Origin of the sequence: Chryseobacterium sp. UNC8MFCol, assembly GCF_000482305.1 — a bacterium.
Classification (GTDB): domain Bacteria; phylum Bacteroidota; class Bacteroidia; order Flavobacteriales; family Weeksellaceae; genus Chryseobacterium; species Chryseobacterium indologenes.
This window is the reverse complement of record NZ_AXUZ01000015.1, coordinates 1-15341: the sequence shown is the minus strand read 5'-3', so window position 1 is coordinate 15341 and position 15341 is coordinate 1. Positions and strand designations below refer to the sequence as shown.

The window sequence follows — 15341 nt, the reverse complement described above, 5'->3', positions numbered from 1 at the left end:
CCGGACGTAAAATATTGAAAATAAAAGGAAAATATCAGTGGTTATAAAAAAAATAAGCAAATTTTTCACATGACCATGAATAATAATGTAAAGATATACTTTGGAATACAAGAATGTAATATAGGAGAGGAAAATCAAAAAAAACACTTTGAAAAAATTCGGATAATTTTAGACAATTTCGTATTTTTGTATGTTTGCTGAAATCATATATGTCACAAGAAATAAATCCAACCTATTCAGAAGATAATATCAGAACCCTCGATTGGCAGGAACACATCCGTTTGCGCCCCGGAATGTACATCGGGAAGCTTGGTGATGGTTCTTCCGCTGATGATGGTATTTATATTCTGCTTAAAGAAATCCTGGATAACTCTATTGATGAGTTCAGGATGAGATCAGGGAAAAGAATTGAAATAAAACTCGACGACGGTAAAGTTACCATTCGTGACTTTGGACGTGGAATTCCCCTCGGAAAAGTCGTTGATGCCGTTTCCAAAATGAATACCGGAGGAAAGTACGACAGTAAAGCCTTCAAAAAATCTGTAGGTTTGAACGGGGTGGGTACCAAAGCTGTAAATGCCCTTTCTGATTATTTCAGAGTACGTTCTTTCCGTGACGGGAAAATGAAAGTCGCGGAATTTTCGCGCGGGATCATTACCGAAAGTTTTGATGAAAAAGAAACCTCGGATAGAAACGGGACAGAAATTTCCTTTATTCCTGACGGGGAGATATTCCTGCATTTCAAATACAGAAAAGAGTATATCGAAAGAATGCTCCGCAATTACGCTTATCTGAATCCCGGATTAAAAATTCTCTTTAACGGAGAAACCTATTTTTCTGAAAACGGATTGAAAGACCTTCTGGAAGAGGAGCTGGAAAGTGATATCCTTTATCCGATAGTACACCTGAAAGATGAAGATATTGAGGTAGCGATTACCCATTCTGATAAATCCCAGACTGAAACTTATTTCTCCTTTGTTAACGGACAAAACACCACACAGGGAGGAACGCATTTGAATGCATTTCGTGAAGCCTATGTGAAAACAGTCCGTGAATTTTTTAATAAAACTTTCGACGCGTCAGATATCAGAAAATCAATCATTGCTGCAATTTCCATCAATGTAGAAGAACCCGTTTTCGAATCACAGACAAAAACCAAGCTGGGATCGAATGATATGGGTCCCAACGGACCAACCGTCAGAACCTTTATCATCGATTTTCTTAAAAGCAAGCTAGATAATTTCCTGCATAAAAATCCGGAAATAGCAGAAGCGATCCAGAGAAAAATTCTGATCTCAGAAAGAGAAAGAAAAGAACTTTCCGGAATCCAGAAATTAGCCAGAGAAAGAGCCAAAAAAGTGTCTCTCCACAACAAAAAACTTCGTGACTGCAGACAACATTACAACGATCAGAAAGCCGAAAGAAAAGGGGATACACAAATCTTCATTACGGAAGGGGATTCCGCATCAGGATCCATCACAAAATCAAGAGATGTGGAAACACAGGCTGTTTTCTCATTGAAAGGTAAGCCTTTGAACTGCTATGGTCTTACCAAGAAGGTGGTCTACGAAAATGAAGAATTTAATCTTCTTCAGGCCGCACTGAATATTGAAGAAAGTCTGGAAGACCTGAGGTACAACCAGGTGATTATTGCAACCGATGCTGATGTCGACGGGATGCACATCCGTCTTTTGATGATTACGTTCTTCCTGCAGTTTTTTCCTGACCTGATCAAAAACGGACACCTTTATATTCTTCAGACACCTTTGTTCAGGGTTAGAAATAAAAAAGAAACCCGATATTGCTACTCGGAAGCAGAAAGGGTAAAAGCCCTTAACGAATTAGGCAAAAATCCTGAGATTACCCGATTTAAAGGACTTGGAGAGATTTCTCCGGACGAATTTAAACACTTCATCGGAAAAGATATTCGTTTAGAACCGGTGGTGGTAGGAAAAGATCAGACCATAGAGCAGCTTCTTGAGTTCTATATGGGGAAAAATACTCCGGACAGGCAGACTTTTATCCTTGAAAACCTGGTCGTTGAAGATGATACAGATATAGATAAAAAAGAAATTCTTAACGACATAGAAAACTAAAAAAGCTTAGCATCAGAACATCGTTCACAGAAGAAGGGCAGATGTAGACAAAAAACACAATTTGGATGAAAGTAAGGATTTCGAAACTTACAATCCCAAAAATTTAAAATGAGACTAAGTAATCGTAATAAAGCATCAGTTTATAATTTTATAAATACATTACTGATGATGGCGGTGGTATTTGGAATAGCAGGATTTTTAGCCAATAAATACCGCTTTAATGTATTAGGAAGTGAAAGTTATTTGATGATTATTGTTCCCGTATTGATGGTGATTATATTTCATCTTAACGGCCGGCAGATCTTTGAATATGACAGTGACGGAGAAGCATTGAATTTTAAAAACAGGAATATTATCCCTTTTTTAAGCAAGCCTCTTCATGACGAATTTCCGAAATACAAACTGATAAAATATGATGTGGTCAGTATCTTCTTTGTGAAAAGATTATATGTGACCGTTTCAAGTAAGAATAACGGTTCTACTATATTGAAGTACCAGATCTCTTATTTGACCAGAAAAGAAGTAAATGATTTAAAACTCTCTCTGAATAAAGTAGTGAAAGCTAATAAAGAGAAAAAAGATAAAAAAACAGATGACGACAGAAGAATACTCGCATGAAGGTGAAAGCTTGAAGAAGGTTTCAGGTCTTTATAAAGACTGGTTTCTGGATTATGCTTCCTATGTAATTTTAGATAGGGCTATTCCTTCGGTGTTTGACGGGTTAAAGCCCGTTCAGCGAAGAATCATGCACTCTATGCGGGAACTGGAAGACGGCCGTTATAATAAGGTCGCCAATATCGTAGGAAATACCATGAAATATCACCCTCACGGTGATGCTTCTATTACCGATGCCATGGTGCAGATCGGGCAAAAGGAACTTTTGATAGATACCCAGGGAAACTGGGGAAATATCTACACCGGAGATTCTGCCGCTGCTGCAAGGTATATTGAAGCAAGGCTTACTCCTTTTGCGCTGGAAGTGGTCTTTAATCCTAAAACAACGGATTGGACAAAATCTTATGACGGAAGAAATAATGAGCCGATCGATTTACCCGTTAAATTTCCTTTGCTTCTCGCTCAGGGAGTGGAAGGAATTGGAGTAGGACTTTCTACGAAGATCCTTCCGCATAATTTTAATGAACTGATCAATGCTTCCGTTGCTTATTTAAAAGGAAAGAAATTTGAAATATTTCCCGATTTTTTAACGGCAGGCTATCTTGACGTTTCAGAATATAACGATGGCCACAGAGGAGGAAAAGTAAGAGCACGAGCAAAAATTACCCAGACAGACAAGCATTTGCTGGTGATTTCCGAGCTTCCTTATTCCAAGACGACAACCGATCTCATCGATTCTATCTTAAAGGCTAATGAGAGAGGGAAAATTAAGATTAAGAAAATTGAAGACAATACCTCTGATAAAGTAGAGATTCTTGTCCATATTCATAACGATGTTTCTCCCGACAAGACCATTGATGCGCTATACGCCTTTACAGACTGTCAGGTTACCATTTCTCCCAATGCATGTGTGATCGTAGGTGACAAACCCATGTTTATGAATGTATCCGATATTCTGAAAATGAATACGGACCATACGGTTTCTCTCCTTAAAAAAGAACTGGAAATTGAGCTTCATGAACTTCAGGAAAGCTGGCATTTTTCATCATTGGAAAGAATCTTCATCGAAAACAGGATTTACCACGATATTGAAGAGGTAAAGACATGGGAAGACGTCCTGAAAACAATTGATGCCGGATTAAAACCTCATACCAAACATCTTTTAAGAGCTGTAACCGAAGAAGACATTCTGAAACTGACAGAGATCAGGATCAAAAGGATCTCAAGGTTCGATTTAGATAAATTTAAAGAAAATATTGCAGCCCTTGAAGGCAAGATAGAGCAGGTAAAGCATCATCTTGCTAATCTGATTGCCTATGCTATTGAGTATTATTTAAATATCCAGAAGAAGTACGGAAAAGATAAACAGAGAAGAACTGAACTTAGAATCTTTGATACCATTGATGCCACAAAAGTAGCGGTGGCTAACGAGAAATTCTATGCCAACTTTGAAGAAGGTTTCATCGGGACCTCTCTGAAAAAAGACCAGTATCTTTTCGATTGTTCCGATATTGATGATATCATTACCTTCAGAAAAGACGGAAGCATGAAGGTTGTAAAAGTGGAGGCTAAAACCTTTATCGGAAAAGATATCCTCCATGTGGCAGTCTGGAAGAAAAACGATAAAAGAACGGTATACAATATGATCTACCGTGAAGGGAGAGAAGGACCGTATTATATGAAACGTTTCTCAGTAACCGGGGTAACAAGAAATACCGACTATCCGCTGGCTTCAGACAAAAAAGGATCAGAAACGCTCTATTTTTCAGCCAATCCGAATGGAGAGGCAGAAACGGTAACGGTACTTTTAAAACCTAATCCAAGGATCAGAAAAAATAAGATGGAAATTAATTTTTCTGATCTGGCCATCAAAGGACGTGATTCCAAAGGGAATCTGGTGACCAAGTATGCGGTGAAAAAAGTAGATATGAAAGAGGAAGGGGTTTCTACCCTGGCCCCAAGGAAAATCTGGTTTGATGATACGGTACGAAGACTGAATGCGGATGCAAGAGGTACCTTACTGGGGAACTTCAAAGGAGATGATAAAATTCTAACGATCAATACCAACGGAGAAGTGAAGCTGGTATCTTTCGATCTGGGTAACCGTTTTGACGATGAGTATCTGGTACTGGAAAAATGGAGACCTGCACAACCGGTTACCTGCATTTATTACGACGGAGAAAAAGATATTTACTTTATCAAAAGGTTCCTGTTGGAAAATACAGTGAATGTGCAGACTTTTATGCCGTCTGAACATCCTAAATCATTTATAGAAAATGTGATTGTCGCCAATGACGTCACTGCGGAAATTATCTTCGCAAAAGATAAAGGAAAAGAACGTGAACCTGAAACGGTAAATATTGACGAGTTCATTGCCGTAAAAGGAATAAAAGCAATTGGAAATCAGTTTACAAAATTCAAAGTAAAAGCCATTAATATAACAATTCCAGAACCTGTAGAAGAAGAACCTGAGGTCTATGAAGAACCGGAGAGCACAGGAGATTCAGATGATGAAGGAGGAATGATCGGGGATTTGTTTCAGAGTGATGAACCTGAAAACTAAATAAGATGAATATTTTAATATTGTGCATTATAGCAACTGCTGTTATAAGTTTTATCGCCTTTAATAATCCGGCAATTACGGAGAAATATAAGTTCAGTGTCGGAGATATTCTTTACAGAAAGGAATACATCCGTTTGCTGTCATCAGGTTTTTTGCATGCAGATATCATGCACCTGGTATTTAATATGCTGACGCTGTATTTCTTTGCACCGATTGTTATGGAGCACTTCGGGAATTTAGGATTCCTGATAGTCTATATAGGATCCATATTGCTGGGAAACATCCTTTCTCTGTATATTTACCAAAAGCAAACCTGGTATTCTGCAGTCGGAGCAAGCGGAGGAGTCTCAGGAATTCTTTTTGCCTCCATCGCATTGTATCCGAACATCGGAATTTATATTTTCTTTATTCCCATAGCAATTCCCGGATATATTTTCGGATTGGTATATTTCGGTTATTCCGTATACATGATGATGAATCCAAGGCCCCATGATAATATCGGTCATGCGGCACACTTAGGAGGTGCATTTCTTGGGTTGCTGTATGCGATCATTAATGCGCCTGCTCTGGCAATGAATAACGGACTTTATATTGGAATCATGTCACTTCCGTTAATTTATCTTGCCTACGAAATATTTGTGAGAAAACGGATTGGATAAAAGACTATTTTTAATCTAAAATATCAAAACCAATGAACACATCAGAATTAAACAGTTTCATCGTAATACTTATCTATGGTTCATTGGTTTTGCTGTCTCTACTCAAGTTGGCCAATCCCTTGCAGGTAAATAAGAAAGCCAATTTCTGGTTTGGACTTTTCCTGTTTTTATGGTCTACATTCTGGCTGGATGAGATTCTATTTTTAATTACAGGCTCCGCGATTGAAGTTCATAGTCTGCTTCCTGTAAGGTTTGTACAGTACATGACGCCCATATTTTTTTATTTCAGTGTTCTGTTCTTTACCAACCCTTCTTTTACATTTAAGCTTACAGACGTTAAATTTTTACTGTTACCGCTTACATTTCTTATTTGTCTTTGGGGCATCGCATTAGGATATGAAAAACCGTTTGAATATCTGAGTATTGCATTGATACTCATTCAGGCCCTGTTTTATACATTATTGTCCTATATTACAATTAGAAAACATCAGCGGAAAATACAACAGTTTTCTTCCAATACGGAAGGTATTAACCTGAACTGGCTGGAATATATCATTCTCGTACTTCTTATTGTAAATATCATTTACGTACTGTATAATCTGTTTTATGATCCCAAATCTTTGAATTTTTTCATTAACGCAGTTTTTCTGGTGGTGATTTACTTTGTAGCTTATTATTCTCTGAAGCAGAAAGAAATCTACCCCGTGGAAGAGCAACAACGTAATGAGCTGATTTCTATCGATGCGGATTCTGATACAGAAGAAGTAAAGCGTAAACTGATTTCCGACGAAGAATTACTAAAGATTAAAACACAATTGGAAAACATTATGGAGCTGCAGGAACCCTATCTCGACAGCGAACTGAACCTCATTAAGCTGGCTGAAATGCTATCTGTTTCTACCCATCATCTGTCTTATGTAATCAATACCGGTTTTCATAAAAATTTCTTCCAGTATGTGAACGAGTTCAGAGTAGAATATGCTAAAATATTACTAAAAAAAGATTCCAAACTTTCCATTCTGGGCATTGCCTATGAATCAGGCTTCAATTCCAAGACCTCTTTCAATACCACTTTTAAAAAAGTAACAGGATTGACGCCTTCTGAATTTAAAAAATAAGTTCCGATTTATAAACTTTTACTTTTTGATCTTTTTAACTGATTGTTATTCATTTGATTAGGTTGTATTTCTGTTGGGGTGAAAAATAAGTTCGCCCGGATAACCCGGAACATAAAAAGACAAGGATCATGATAGATTTGTACCATAAAATTTAATCTTATGGAGACTAAAGAATCATATGCCGTGGTCACGGGCGCAAGCCAGGGCTTAGGAAAAGCATTTGCGGAAAACCTGGCAAAGAAACAGATCAATGTTATTTTGGTAAGCCTTCCGGGGCAGTGTCTGGAAGATGTTTGCCGGAACCTTGAAGAAAACTACAAGATAAAGGCCCATTATTATGAAGTGGACCTTTCTGTCAATGATAATGTGCTGCAGCTTACAAAATGGATCAATCAATCCTTTAATATTCATATTCTGATTAATAATGCAGGTCTGGGTGGGACGAAAAAATTTACAGAGGCAACCTCTGATTACATCAATACCATTTTACAGGTTAATGTAGCTGCAACCTCATTGATTACGCATCAGTTATTACCCAATCTTTTAAGACAACCCAAAGCGTATATTTTAAATGTTTCAAGTATGGCAGCATTTTCTCCTATTGGATTCAAAACGGTCTATCCGGCGTCCAAAACCTTTATCCACTCCTTTTCCAGAGGTTTGCATGAAGAATTAAAAGACACCAATGTCTTTGTCAGTGTGGTGAACCCTGGTGCTATGAAAACAAACAAAGATGTCTGTAAAAGAATTGAAAAGCAGGGTTTTTTAGGCAAACTGACCCTTCTGGATCCGGATCATGTGGCATCATACAGTATTCGTCAGTTATTTAAAAAAGATTCCGTAATTATGGTGAATCCAATCAGCTGGTTGATCATGAAAATTTTACCCATCTGGATAAAACTTCCGTTGATGACCCAGGCGATAAAAAAAGAAATAGAAGCATGAAAAAAATCTTTGTTACCGGAGCCACCGGGCTTTTGGGAGCTAATGTTGTTATTAAATTATTAAAAGATGGTTATTTTGTTATTGCTCTGGTGCGTAAGGAAAGCAGCTATTTGGGCCAAAAGGACGAAAATCTGAAACTGATTACAGGAGACTTATTTACGGATATCTCAGAGTTTCTTACGGATGTTGACTGCTTTATTCATATTGCTGCAGAAACCCGACAGGATCATTTTGATTATGAGGAGTACAAAACTGTAAATTATGATGCAGTGATCAAATTGTTTACCCAGGCGGAGGCCTCTGGGGTAAGAAGATTTATATTGATAAGTTCGGCCAATACGCTGGGCTACGGGACTAGGGAGAAACCCGGAGAAGAGCAAAATCCTCCACGCTATCCTTTTACAAAATCATTGTATGCTCAAAGTAAACTTGAGGCAGAAAACTATGTGTTGCAAAAAAAGGGAAATACAGAAGTTATTATTCTGTGTCCTACATTTATGATCGGGGCATATGATCATAAACCAAGCTCAGGAAAAATAATCTTCTGGGCCTGGAAAAAGAAAATAATTTTTTATCCGAAAGGCGGGAAAAATTTTGTTCACGCTGAAGATGCAGCTGACGGAATACTAAAAGCAATTGATGGCGGAAAGAACGGAGAGAAATATCTTTTAGCAAACGAAAACCTCACTTATAAAGATTTTTTCAGAAAAATAAACAATATTAGCGGACAGAGACCGGTCATGATCCCGATTCCTGATTCCGTTCTGGATCTGCTGGGATGGATGGGAGACAGATTGAGAAAAGCAAACATTAAAACCAATCTTTCTGCCCACAATATGAAAGCCCTTCAGATTCATAATTATTATTCCGGCCAGAAATCGGTAAAAGAACTTGGCGTTCGGTATCAACCTGTGGATAAGGCGATACATGACGCTATTGATTACTTTACTTTAAAAGAAATTTATTGATAAGGCTTTTACTGAATCCTGTACTCAAATAGAATCCTGTAAACATAAAGCCGGCAGATCAGTACCGGCTTTTATCAGTGTATTTTCTGCGTATATTTATTCAGTCTTTATCTTCTGAGTTACATTTTTGTTGGAAATGACACATGATTTGCTGCAATTGTTGGAATTTGAAATAGTAACCTGCACCAATGCCGGCATTGATCTGTAATCTTCCTTGTTGTACGGAACCTCACTGCCGTCTCTGCCTCCGCCCTTAATGTCATATCTTATCTGAGCTACCCCCGTAAACCCGTCAGCAGGTTTAAAGGCAAGTTTTCCGGTACCGGAATAATAAGTCCAGGTACCTTCGTTATTGGTATAAACTCCACCCACAATATTAGGGATCGGATTACCGTTTATATCTAAAAACCGGAACGAATTGAAATCGATATTATCATATGAAGCCGTTGGAGGATTTTGTCCATTTTTTTTAGAATACGCAGCATCATTGAGCAATGGTGAGTAGATTGATTTTATTTTAGGACATCCCGCAAACAAATCATCCGTTACTTCAGCTGCATAGGGCTTACTTACCCCCAGATTTTTTAATAAATGTATATTTCTGGCATCACCGGTAGATGCCGCAAATCCGATTCTGAAGGTTGCAGGAGGACTAGTGTCCAGCGTTCTGACCTGGTTATTTTGCATTGCATTTTCCGTGTATTTTAAAGAAGTGGGATAGTAGTAGTTATCGATGATCTTTTCTTTAACATTACCATGCTGTATCTCAAGGGTAATATTATAACCTCCTGAAGGATTTGGAACCAATGTTACATAGGCTTTCCGGAATCTTGCATCAGTATCATTCTGAGGGATGGAGTTTCCGCCACTTTCTAAGTTAAACTGGCTAAAATCAGGACTTTTAGTGCCAATATGTTTCCCGGTCTGAACATCCAGATATACAGATCGGTTATTGCTCGCAGGAGAAGTATTGGTGGCAGTACTGTAAAGTAACGGATATCCGTTGTATCCGGCCGGCTCAGAATATGAAAGATATTGATTTCCCCGTTTTCCCCTCAATGTTACATTGCTTCGCCAGCTGGCTATTGAAACATCCGTAAGTCCGTTTCTGGTTCTGTCTCCCTGGCGAAATCTTGTTTTGAAATTTCCAAATTCATCCAGACCGATGCCTAAATAGGCACCTCTCAATCCCTCAAGGTTTCCTCCCTGTCTTGAGTTTCTCATCACAAAAGTATAGCCTAATCCTCCACCAAAATAGCCGAGATTAAGCTGTTGCTTGGGAATTGATCCGTCTACCAGAAATATTGAAATTCCATCCCCGCCATTGGAGCCGCCTCCGTAGATGACATATTCAAATTCAAATTTAATACCCTGGTCACTTTTAAATATCCTGTCTGCAAGAATAACCCCTCCGGAAGTATTGTTTACATTTCGTGTAAGCCTTAAACCGTCAGTGGTAAACGTTGCATCATTTTGAACCCCGCTTGTCGTTACTTTATAAGCTTCCTGAGGCTGTAAACCCTGAGTAAAACTTACAAAATAAGGATAACCTGTTCCCTGCTCATTCTGTGCGGTAATACTTTGAGAAAAGATAAATACCATTACAGTCAACAAGAGCTTTTTGAATGTTGTCATTGAGATACTTTCTACCATAACCCGATTATTTCACAACAAATACAATATTAATAAAAGAACAATCTGTAGCAGCTGCTTTTACATCATAGGTCATGACACCGCTATCAGAAATTGAAATATTACTGAATACACTGGAATCAGCATCAGTCACATAATAATAAAGGTCTTTATTGGATGGAAAGAAGGGAATAGAGGCAGGAGCGCTCGTACTTTTCGCTTTCGGAGAGCCAAACTGATTTTTGTACAAGGTATATAAGTCCTTAGTCTGGGCAGTGGCATTTCTGGAAGTATCAAACGAAACGCTCGGCATATAAAACATTTTTACCGAATTACCACTGATGCATAACCAGTCCGGGGTAGACGGAGTACCGATATTCTGGCTTAAACATTTTTTATCAGTGTCATAAATCAGGAGAGAATTCGCAGGGCTGGTAATAGCATTTCTTTGAGCTGTTGTCAGTCTCGGAATCAGCATTCCTCTGTTCTGACTGTACACATCAAGTGCAGCACTGTTGTCTGGTGTAGCTGTATTAATCCCTACCTGGGCTTTGCAAATTAAAGTAATTAAAAAAAAAGTGATCGATAAGAAATGATTTTTGATCATAGTGTGTATTTTATGTTAAACTTAGCTCTCTCTAGAACAATTTGTGTTTTTACAGGATATTTAGTTTTTTTAATACAGAATTGGCTTTGAATAGCAAAAAAGAAGCTTTAACAGCTTATTTTGATAAGCATAAGGTTAATTTGTGCTACGCAAAAAGTAACAGATATTACAGGAAGCATCTATGAAAATAGAGTCTGCAAAAATTCTGTAAAAAGACGGAGTGAAAAAAATGTGGTTTAAATAGCCGTGATTTTATCGTATCGAAATATTTCGGCTGGTAAATAAATAATGTTCATAATCCTTGTGTTTGCTGCAAATGTACAAATAAATTATCTTAACACCTTGTATTCCAGATGTAAAATTTAATTTAGTTTAAAATTTTAATTACTTTTTCAATTATTATTTAAATTTTCATGAAAATATTCAATAATAATGTTTATTTTATTTGCTGTTGGAGTATAAGATATTGATACTGTTTTATTTATGGGTAATGAAAATAAAAAACCCATAAAAACATTTTATGGGGATATTCGAAAAAAATAGTCTTTATAATTTATTTCAGCTAAATATAATTGATTTATCTTGAAAAATTTTCTAATGCTTCTTCCAGCATATTCACAAAATTAATATGTTGGGCTTTATTGCTTTCAAAAATAAAATCCCTCATACTTTTGCTTTCAAATTTGCTGAAATCACCTACAATGGCCAGTCCGATACGGTAGTTTGAAAACTTTTGGAGAATTTCACCCGCAATTTTTGTCTTCAGGTCAAAAAAATCAGGGGTAATATTTTCTTCATACAGGACAATTTTATCAAATCCCTGATAATAAATATTTCCCATAAGATCAAGCCCGTCCTGAGCAGACTGTATAATGACTTCATTGGAAATTACTTCCGCTATTCTTATATTGTTGATCTCGTGTGATTTGATGACCATGGTGAATTTGTTTAGGGTCCTAAAGATAATAATTTGTAAGCAGAGTGGACCCTATTTTCTCGCGTAAATAAACCTGTCATTTTCAGACAAGTCTTTTAAGAGTTGTGCCATAGGAAGGTTCCGGTACAGCTCTAATGTTTCGGAGCCTAGTTTCTGGTTGATTTCCAAAAATAAAAAACCTCCGTCATGTAGATGCTTTTCAGAATCTTGCGCAATTTTCCGGTAAAAAATCAAGGCATCGGAAGTAGGAGAGAATAATGCCATTTTAGGTTCAAATTCTTTGACTGAATCAGCGATTTCAATCTCTTCCTCGATCCCGATATAAGGAGGATTGGAGATAATCATATCATACTGCTCCTGCAGTTCGAAACTCAGATAATCAGCGTGAATAAAATTGATGTCAAGCTTATGATGCTCAGCATTTCTCCGAGCAGTCTGTAAAGCTTCGGCAGAAAAATCTATTGAAGAAACGCTGGCACCGGGAAATTGTTTTTTCAAAACAAGAGGAATAACACCGCTTCCCGTACCTATGTCAAGAATTTTCATCTCCCGAGTAGCGGGTTTTAACCGTTGAACTTCACGGATGGCGATCTCTAGCAGCTCTTCTGTTTCAGGACGTGGAATCAATACATGTTGGTCTACAAAGAATTTCATGCCGTAAAATTCAGTTTCGCCCAGGATTTGTTGGTAAGGTTGGCCGGTCTTCAGATCGGAAATAATATGGAGCAGCTGTTTTTCATCATCCGTCAAAAGCTCCTGATCTGAAAATCTTCTCTGTTGGAAAGTATCCAGACCTACGATTTTATGTAAGAATATAGCGCACAAAAAAGCGCTTTCCGACTCAGTGTAAAGGTCGGAAAGTTCAGTTTTGAAATATTTTTTAAAAGTTGAAATTGTCATTATCTTGTAAAAACCAGTTTTGTGTCCGTAGATTTTTCCTCATCAATTCGATAACCTTCGTAGTTGAATCCTTTTACATCATCTAAAGTTTTGGCATTGGTTTCTGCACAATATCTTACAACGAGCCCTCTGGCGTGTTTGGTGTACACTACGATGGTTTTTAATTTTCCTTCCTTCAACTCGTAAAAATCAAAGTCGACAACGGGATGATTCAGCTTCTTTCTGTCGATGACTTTTCCGTATTCATTGCTGGCAAGATGGAGGAGAATTTCGCCTTTTTTCATTTCAGAATTCAGTTGTTCAGTAACCTTTTCTTTCCAGAAAGCATACAAATTTTTATATTCATCAAATTCAAAGGGACGCCCCATTTCCAATCTGTAAAGCATCACCTTATCTGATGGTTTCAACAATCCATAGAGCCCGGAAAGTATTCTGTAATTTTTTTGCAGGTAATCTACTGCGTCTTTATCAAGGGTCTTGGCGTCCAATCCACGGTAAACTTCTCCTGTAAAGGCAAACATTGCCGGTGCAGATTCTTTTGCCGTAGGTTTGGATTTCCATTTTTGGTTTCTTTCCCAGTTTTCATCAGCCAGCTTTGGAGATATCTCCATCAGCTCAGAAAGATATTTAGGTGATTTTTCTTTTAAATAAGACTGTATAAATGCCGCGTCTTCAATGAACTTCGGGGTAGTTGATTTCAACAGGTCTGTTGAGTTTTCTACATTCATTAATTTCGCAGGTGATGTTACAATTTTCATAATGTTAAAATACAGATAAGTGTTTAATATCAAGACTATTCATAATCATCAGCGACACAAAGTCAATCATAAAATGACAGATGATCAGAATTTTAATATTTGAATAGATTTTATAAAATACAGCAAAAACGACTCCAATAAAGAAAGGAATGACAACCTGGCCTATGGTTCCGTACGTACTGTGAAGAATTCCAAACAGAACGGCCGAAACCAAAACTCCGGCAAGAGGACTCCTGTATATTTTCTCAATCCGGGGTTGTACGTACCCCCGCATCAAAAACTCTTCCACAGCACCTGCTGTAAAGCATGTAAAAATAATTAAAAAATAATTATTTCTGAATAGAGAAGTAAGTTCAAAAAGCTTGTCACTTATTTTTTCCTGGGCCAGAAACTGAACCGCCGCATTGATAAACGCCCCGCCGATAATACAGATAAGATATAAGCTTACAATAGCTTTTATGGAGAACAATATGCTATACGGCCTCTCTTCCTTCAGTAAGAAAGAGCCTCTTTCTATACAGTAACTGTATAAAAATATAAGCAGCAAAATAATCCACAATGCGATTCTGCTGAGTGAAAAACTGAGTATTGTAATACTTTTTATTCCCGTAATCATGTAAATGGCAGGAAAAACATACAGCATTGTAGCTGCCAGAAGTATAAACGTGGATAAAATTCCTATAGAATATTTCCCATTAATTCCTATTGCCATGTCTTCTCAGTATACCGTGAATGCTAATCTTGCTTTAAATTATTCCTTTTCCCTGACGGATAATTTCAGGTTCCCCGGAAGTAAGATCTACAATCGTCGAAGCCACGTTATCACCATATCCAGAATCAATGACAATGTCTACAAGATGGTCATATTTTTCTGCGATAAGCTCAGGATCAGTAGAATATTCAATGATTTCATCATCATCTCTGATGGACGTTGATGCGATAGGATGGCCCAGTTTTTCAACAATAAGCTGGGGAATGGGATGATCAGGAACACGGATACCAATAGTTTTATGACCTTTATAAGCTAAAGGCAGACTCTTATTGGCATCAAGAATGAATGTGAACGGACCGGGAAGATGACTCTTCAAAAATCTGAAAACCGAAGTATCAATAGGTCTTGTAAAGTCCGAAAGATGGCTCAGATCATTACAGATGATAGAAAACTTTGCTTTTTCCAGTTTCATTTTTTTTAATTGAGCCAGTTTTTCCATGGCTTTTATATCAAAAATATTACAGCCAAGCGCGTAAATAGTGTCTGAAGGGTAGATAATCAAGCCTCCATTATTTAAAGTTTTAATAACCTCATTCACAAGATTTTTCTGTGGGTTGTCGGGGTATATTTTTAATATTTTTGCCATAGAACAAAGATACAAATAATAAAATAGTTTTCATAAAAGTCCTTTATTTAAAAGAAAAATTAGGATTTTCGAAAAAAAGTCGTACATTTGCAATCCAATATCGCGGGATGGAGCAGTAGGTAGCTCGTCGGGCTCATAACCCGAAGGTCATCGGTTCGAGTCCGGTTCCCGCTACTAAGCAAGTG

At 37.5% G+C, this 15341-nt stretch carries 14 protein-coding genes and 1 tRNA gene; 8 read left to right on the top strand and 7 right to left on the bottom strand.

Annotated elements, in window-relative coordinates; all coding sequences use genetic code 11:
- Positions 1-209: 209 nt before the first annotated feature.
- From M030_RS0109405 to M030_RS0109375, 7 genes are all read left to right on the top strand, one after another.
- Positions 210-2096 carry a DNA topoisomerase IV subunit B gene (locus M030_RS0109405; protein ID WP_027373279.1) on the top strand — a complete coding sequence of 629 codons (1887 nt, stop codon included), beginning with the start codon at positions 210-212 and terminating at the stop codon, positions 2094-2096.
- A gap of 108 nt (positions 2097-2204) precedes the next feature.
- Complete coding sequence (locus tag M030_RS0109400; protein ID WP_027373278.1) at positions 2205-2714, top strand: hypothetical protein; 510 nt, start codon at positions 2205-2207, stop codon at positions 2712-2714.
- Positions 2689-5274 (top strand): DNA gyrase/topoisomerase IV subunit A, encoded by a 2586-nt coding sequence (locus M030_RS0109395; protein ID WP_027373277.1) that lies wholly within the window; start codon positions 2689-2691, stop codon positions 5272-5274. The genes M030_RS0109400 and M030_RS0109395 overlap by 26 nt, the downstream gene beginning before the upstream one ends.
- 5 nt (positions 5275-5279) lie before the next feature.
- Positions 5280-5933, top strand: a complete 654-nt coding sequence (locus tag M030_RS0109390) for a rhomboid family intramembrane serine protease (protein ID WP_027373276.1) — start codon at positions 5280-5282, stop codon at positions 5931-5933.
- Between the two features lie 32 nt (positions 5934-5965).
- The gene (locus M030_RS0109385; protein WP_027373275.1) at positions 5966-7051 is read left to right on the top strand and encodes an AraC family transcriptional regulator; all 1086 of its coding nucleotides are present in this window, start codon (positions 5966-5968) and stop codon (positions 7049-7051) included.
- A 159-nt stretch (positions 7052-7210) separates the two neighbouring features.
- Complete coding sequence (locus M030_RS0109380; protein WP_027373274.1) at positions 7211-7996, top strand: SDR family NAD(P)-dependent oxidoreductase; 786 nt, start codon at positions 7211-7213, stop codon at positions 7994-7996.
- Positions 7993-8964 (top strand): NAD-dependent epimerase/dehydratase family protein, encoded by a 972-nt coding sequence (locus tag M030_RS0109375; protein WP_027373273.1) that lies wholly within the window; start codon positions 7993-7995, stop codon positions 8962-8964. The genes M030_RS0109380 and M030_RS0109375 overlap by 4 nt, the downstream gene beginning before the upstream one ends.
- A gap of 96 nt (positions 8965-9060) precedes the next feature.
- On the opposite strand, the gene M030_RS0109370 is transcribed toward M030_RS0109375, so the two are convergent.
- From M030_RS0109370 to M030_RS0109340, 7 genes are all read right to left on the bottom strand, one after another.
- On the bottom strand, positions 9061-10617 hold the full coding sequence (locus M030_RS0109370) for a lectin-like domain-containing protein (protein WP_228375201.1): 1557 nt from the start codon (positions 10615-10617) through the stop codon (positions 9061-9063).
- 7 nt (positions 10618-10624) lie between these two features.
- On the bottom strand, positions 10625-11203 hold the full coding sequence (locus tag M030_RS0109365) for a hypothetical protein (protein WP_027373271.1): 579 nt from the start codon (positions 11201-11203) through the stop codon (positions 10625-10627).
- A gap of 577 nt (positions 11204-11780) precedes the next feature.
- The gene (locus tag M030_RS0109360; RefSeq protein ID WP_027373270.1) at positions 11781-12140 is read right to left on the bottom strand and encodes a DUF4180 domain-containing protein; all 360 of its coding nucleotides are present in this window, start codon (positions 12138-12140) and stop codon (positions 11781-11783) included.
- 51 nt (positions 12141-12191) lie between these two features.
- Entirely contained in the window at positions 12192-13040 is an 849-nt protein-coding gene (gene prmC / locus M030_RS0109355; RefSeq protein ID WP_027373269.1) for a peptide chain release factor N(5)-glutamine methyltransferase, read from the bottom strand.
- The gene (yaaA, locus tag M030_RS0109350; RefSeq protein WP_027373268.1) at positions 13040-13798 is read right to left on the bottom strand and encodes a peroxide stress protein YaaA; all 759 of its coding nucleotides are present in this window, start codon (positions 13796-13798) and stop codon (positions 13040-13042) included. Before yaaA ends, prmC begins: the two co-directional genes overlap by 1 nt.
- A 4-nt stretch (positions 13799-13802) precedes the next feature.
- A complete protein-coding gene (locus M030_RS0109345; protein ID WP_027373267.1) occupies positions 13803-14510 on the bottom strand; it encodes a CPBP family intramembrane glutamic endopeptidase in 708 nt (235 codons plus the stop codon).
- 34 nt (positions 14511-14544) lie between these two features.
- Positions 14545-15156 (bottom strand): L-threonylcarbamoyladenylate synthase, encoded by a 612-nt coding sequence (locus M030_RS0109340; protein WP_027373266.1) that lies wholly within the window; start codon positions 15154-15156, stop codon positions 14545-14547.
- 101 nt (positions 15157-15257) lie between these two features.
- On the opposite strand from M030_RS0109340, the gene M030_RS0109335 reads away from it, so the two are divergent.
- Positions 15258-15330 (top strand) — tRNA-Met (locus tag M030_RS0109335).
- Positions 15331-15341: the final 11 nt, after the last annotated feature.

What these genes read in the sequence shown, in the direction of transcription:
- M030_RS0109375 (WP_027373273.1), top strand. Translation starts at nt 7,993, where the DNA reads ATGAAAAAAATCTTTGTTACCGGAGCCACCGGGCTTTTGGGAGCTAAT.
- M030_RS0109365 (WP_027373271.1), bottom strand. Translation starts at nt 11,203, where the DNA reads ATGATCAAAAATCATTTCTTATCGATCACTTTTTTTTTAATTACTTTA.
- M030_RS0109400 (WP_027373278.1), top strand. Translation starts at nt 2,205, where the DNA reads ATGAGACTAAGTAATCGTAATAAAGCATCAGTTTATAATTTTATAAAT.
- yaaA (WP_027373268.1), bottom strand. Translation starts at nt 13,798, where the DNA reads ATGAAAATTGTAACATCACCTGCGAAATTAATGAATGTAGAAAACTCA.
- M030_RS0109345 (WP_027373267.1), bottom strand. Translation starts at nt 14,510, where the DNA reads ATGGCAATAGGAATTAATGGGAAATATTCTATAGGAATTTTATCCACG.
- M030_RS0109370 (WP_228375201.1), bottom strand. Translation starts at nt 10,617, where the DNA reads ATGGTAGAAAGTATCTCAATGACAACATTCAAAAAGCTCTTGTTGACT.
- M030_RS0109380 (WP_027373274.1), top strand. Translation starts at nt 7,211, where the DNA reads ATGGAGACTAAAGAATCATATGCCGTGGTCACGGGCGCAAGCCAGGGC.
- prmC (WP_027373269.1), bottom strand. Translation starts at nt 13,040, where the DNA reads ATGACAATTTCAACTTTTAAAAAATATTTCAAAACTGAACTTTCCGAC.
- M030_RS0109395 (WP_027373277.1), top strand. Translation starts at nt 2,689, where the DNA reads ATGACGACAGAAGAATACTCGCATGAAGGTGAAAGCTTGAAGAAGGTT.
- M030_RS0109340 (WP_027373266.1), bottom strand. Translation starts at nt 15,156, where the DNA reads ATGGCAAAAATATTAAAAATATACCCCGACAACCCACAGAAAAATCTT.
- M030_RS0109360 (WP_027373270.1), bottom strand. Translation starts at nt 12,140, where the DNA reads ATGGTCATCAAATCACACGAGATCAACAATATAAGAATAGCGGAAGTA.
- M030_RS0109385 (WP_027373275.1), top strand. Translation starts at nt 5,966, where the DNA reads ATGAACACATCAGAATTAAACAGTTTCATCGTAATACTTATCTATGGT.
- M030_RS0109390 (WP_027373276.1), top strand. Translation starts at nt 5,280, where the DNA reads ATGAATATTTTAATATTGTGCATTATAGCAACTGCTGTTATAAGTTTT.
- M030_RS0109405 (WP_027373279.1), top strand. Translation starts at nt 210, where the DNA reads ATGTCACAAGAAATAAATCCAACCTATTCAGAAGATAATATCAGAACC.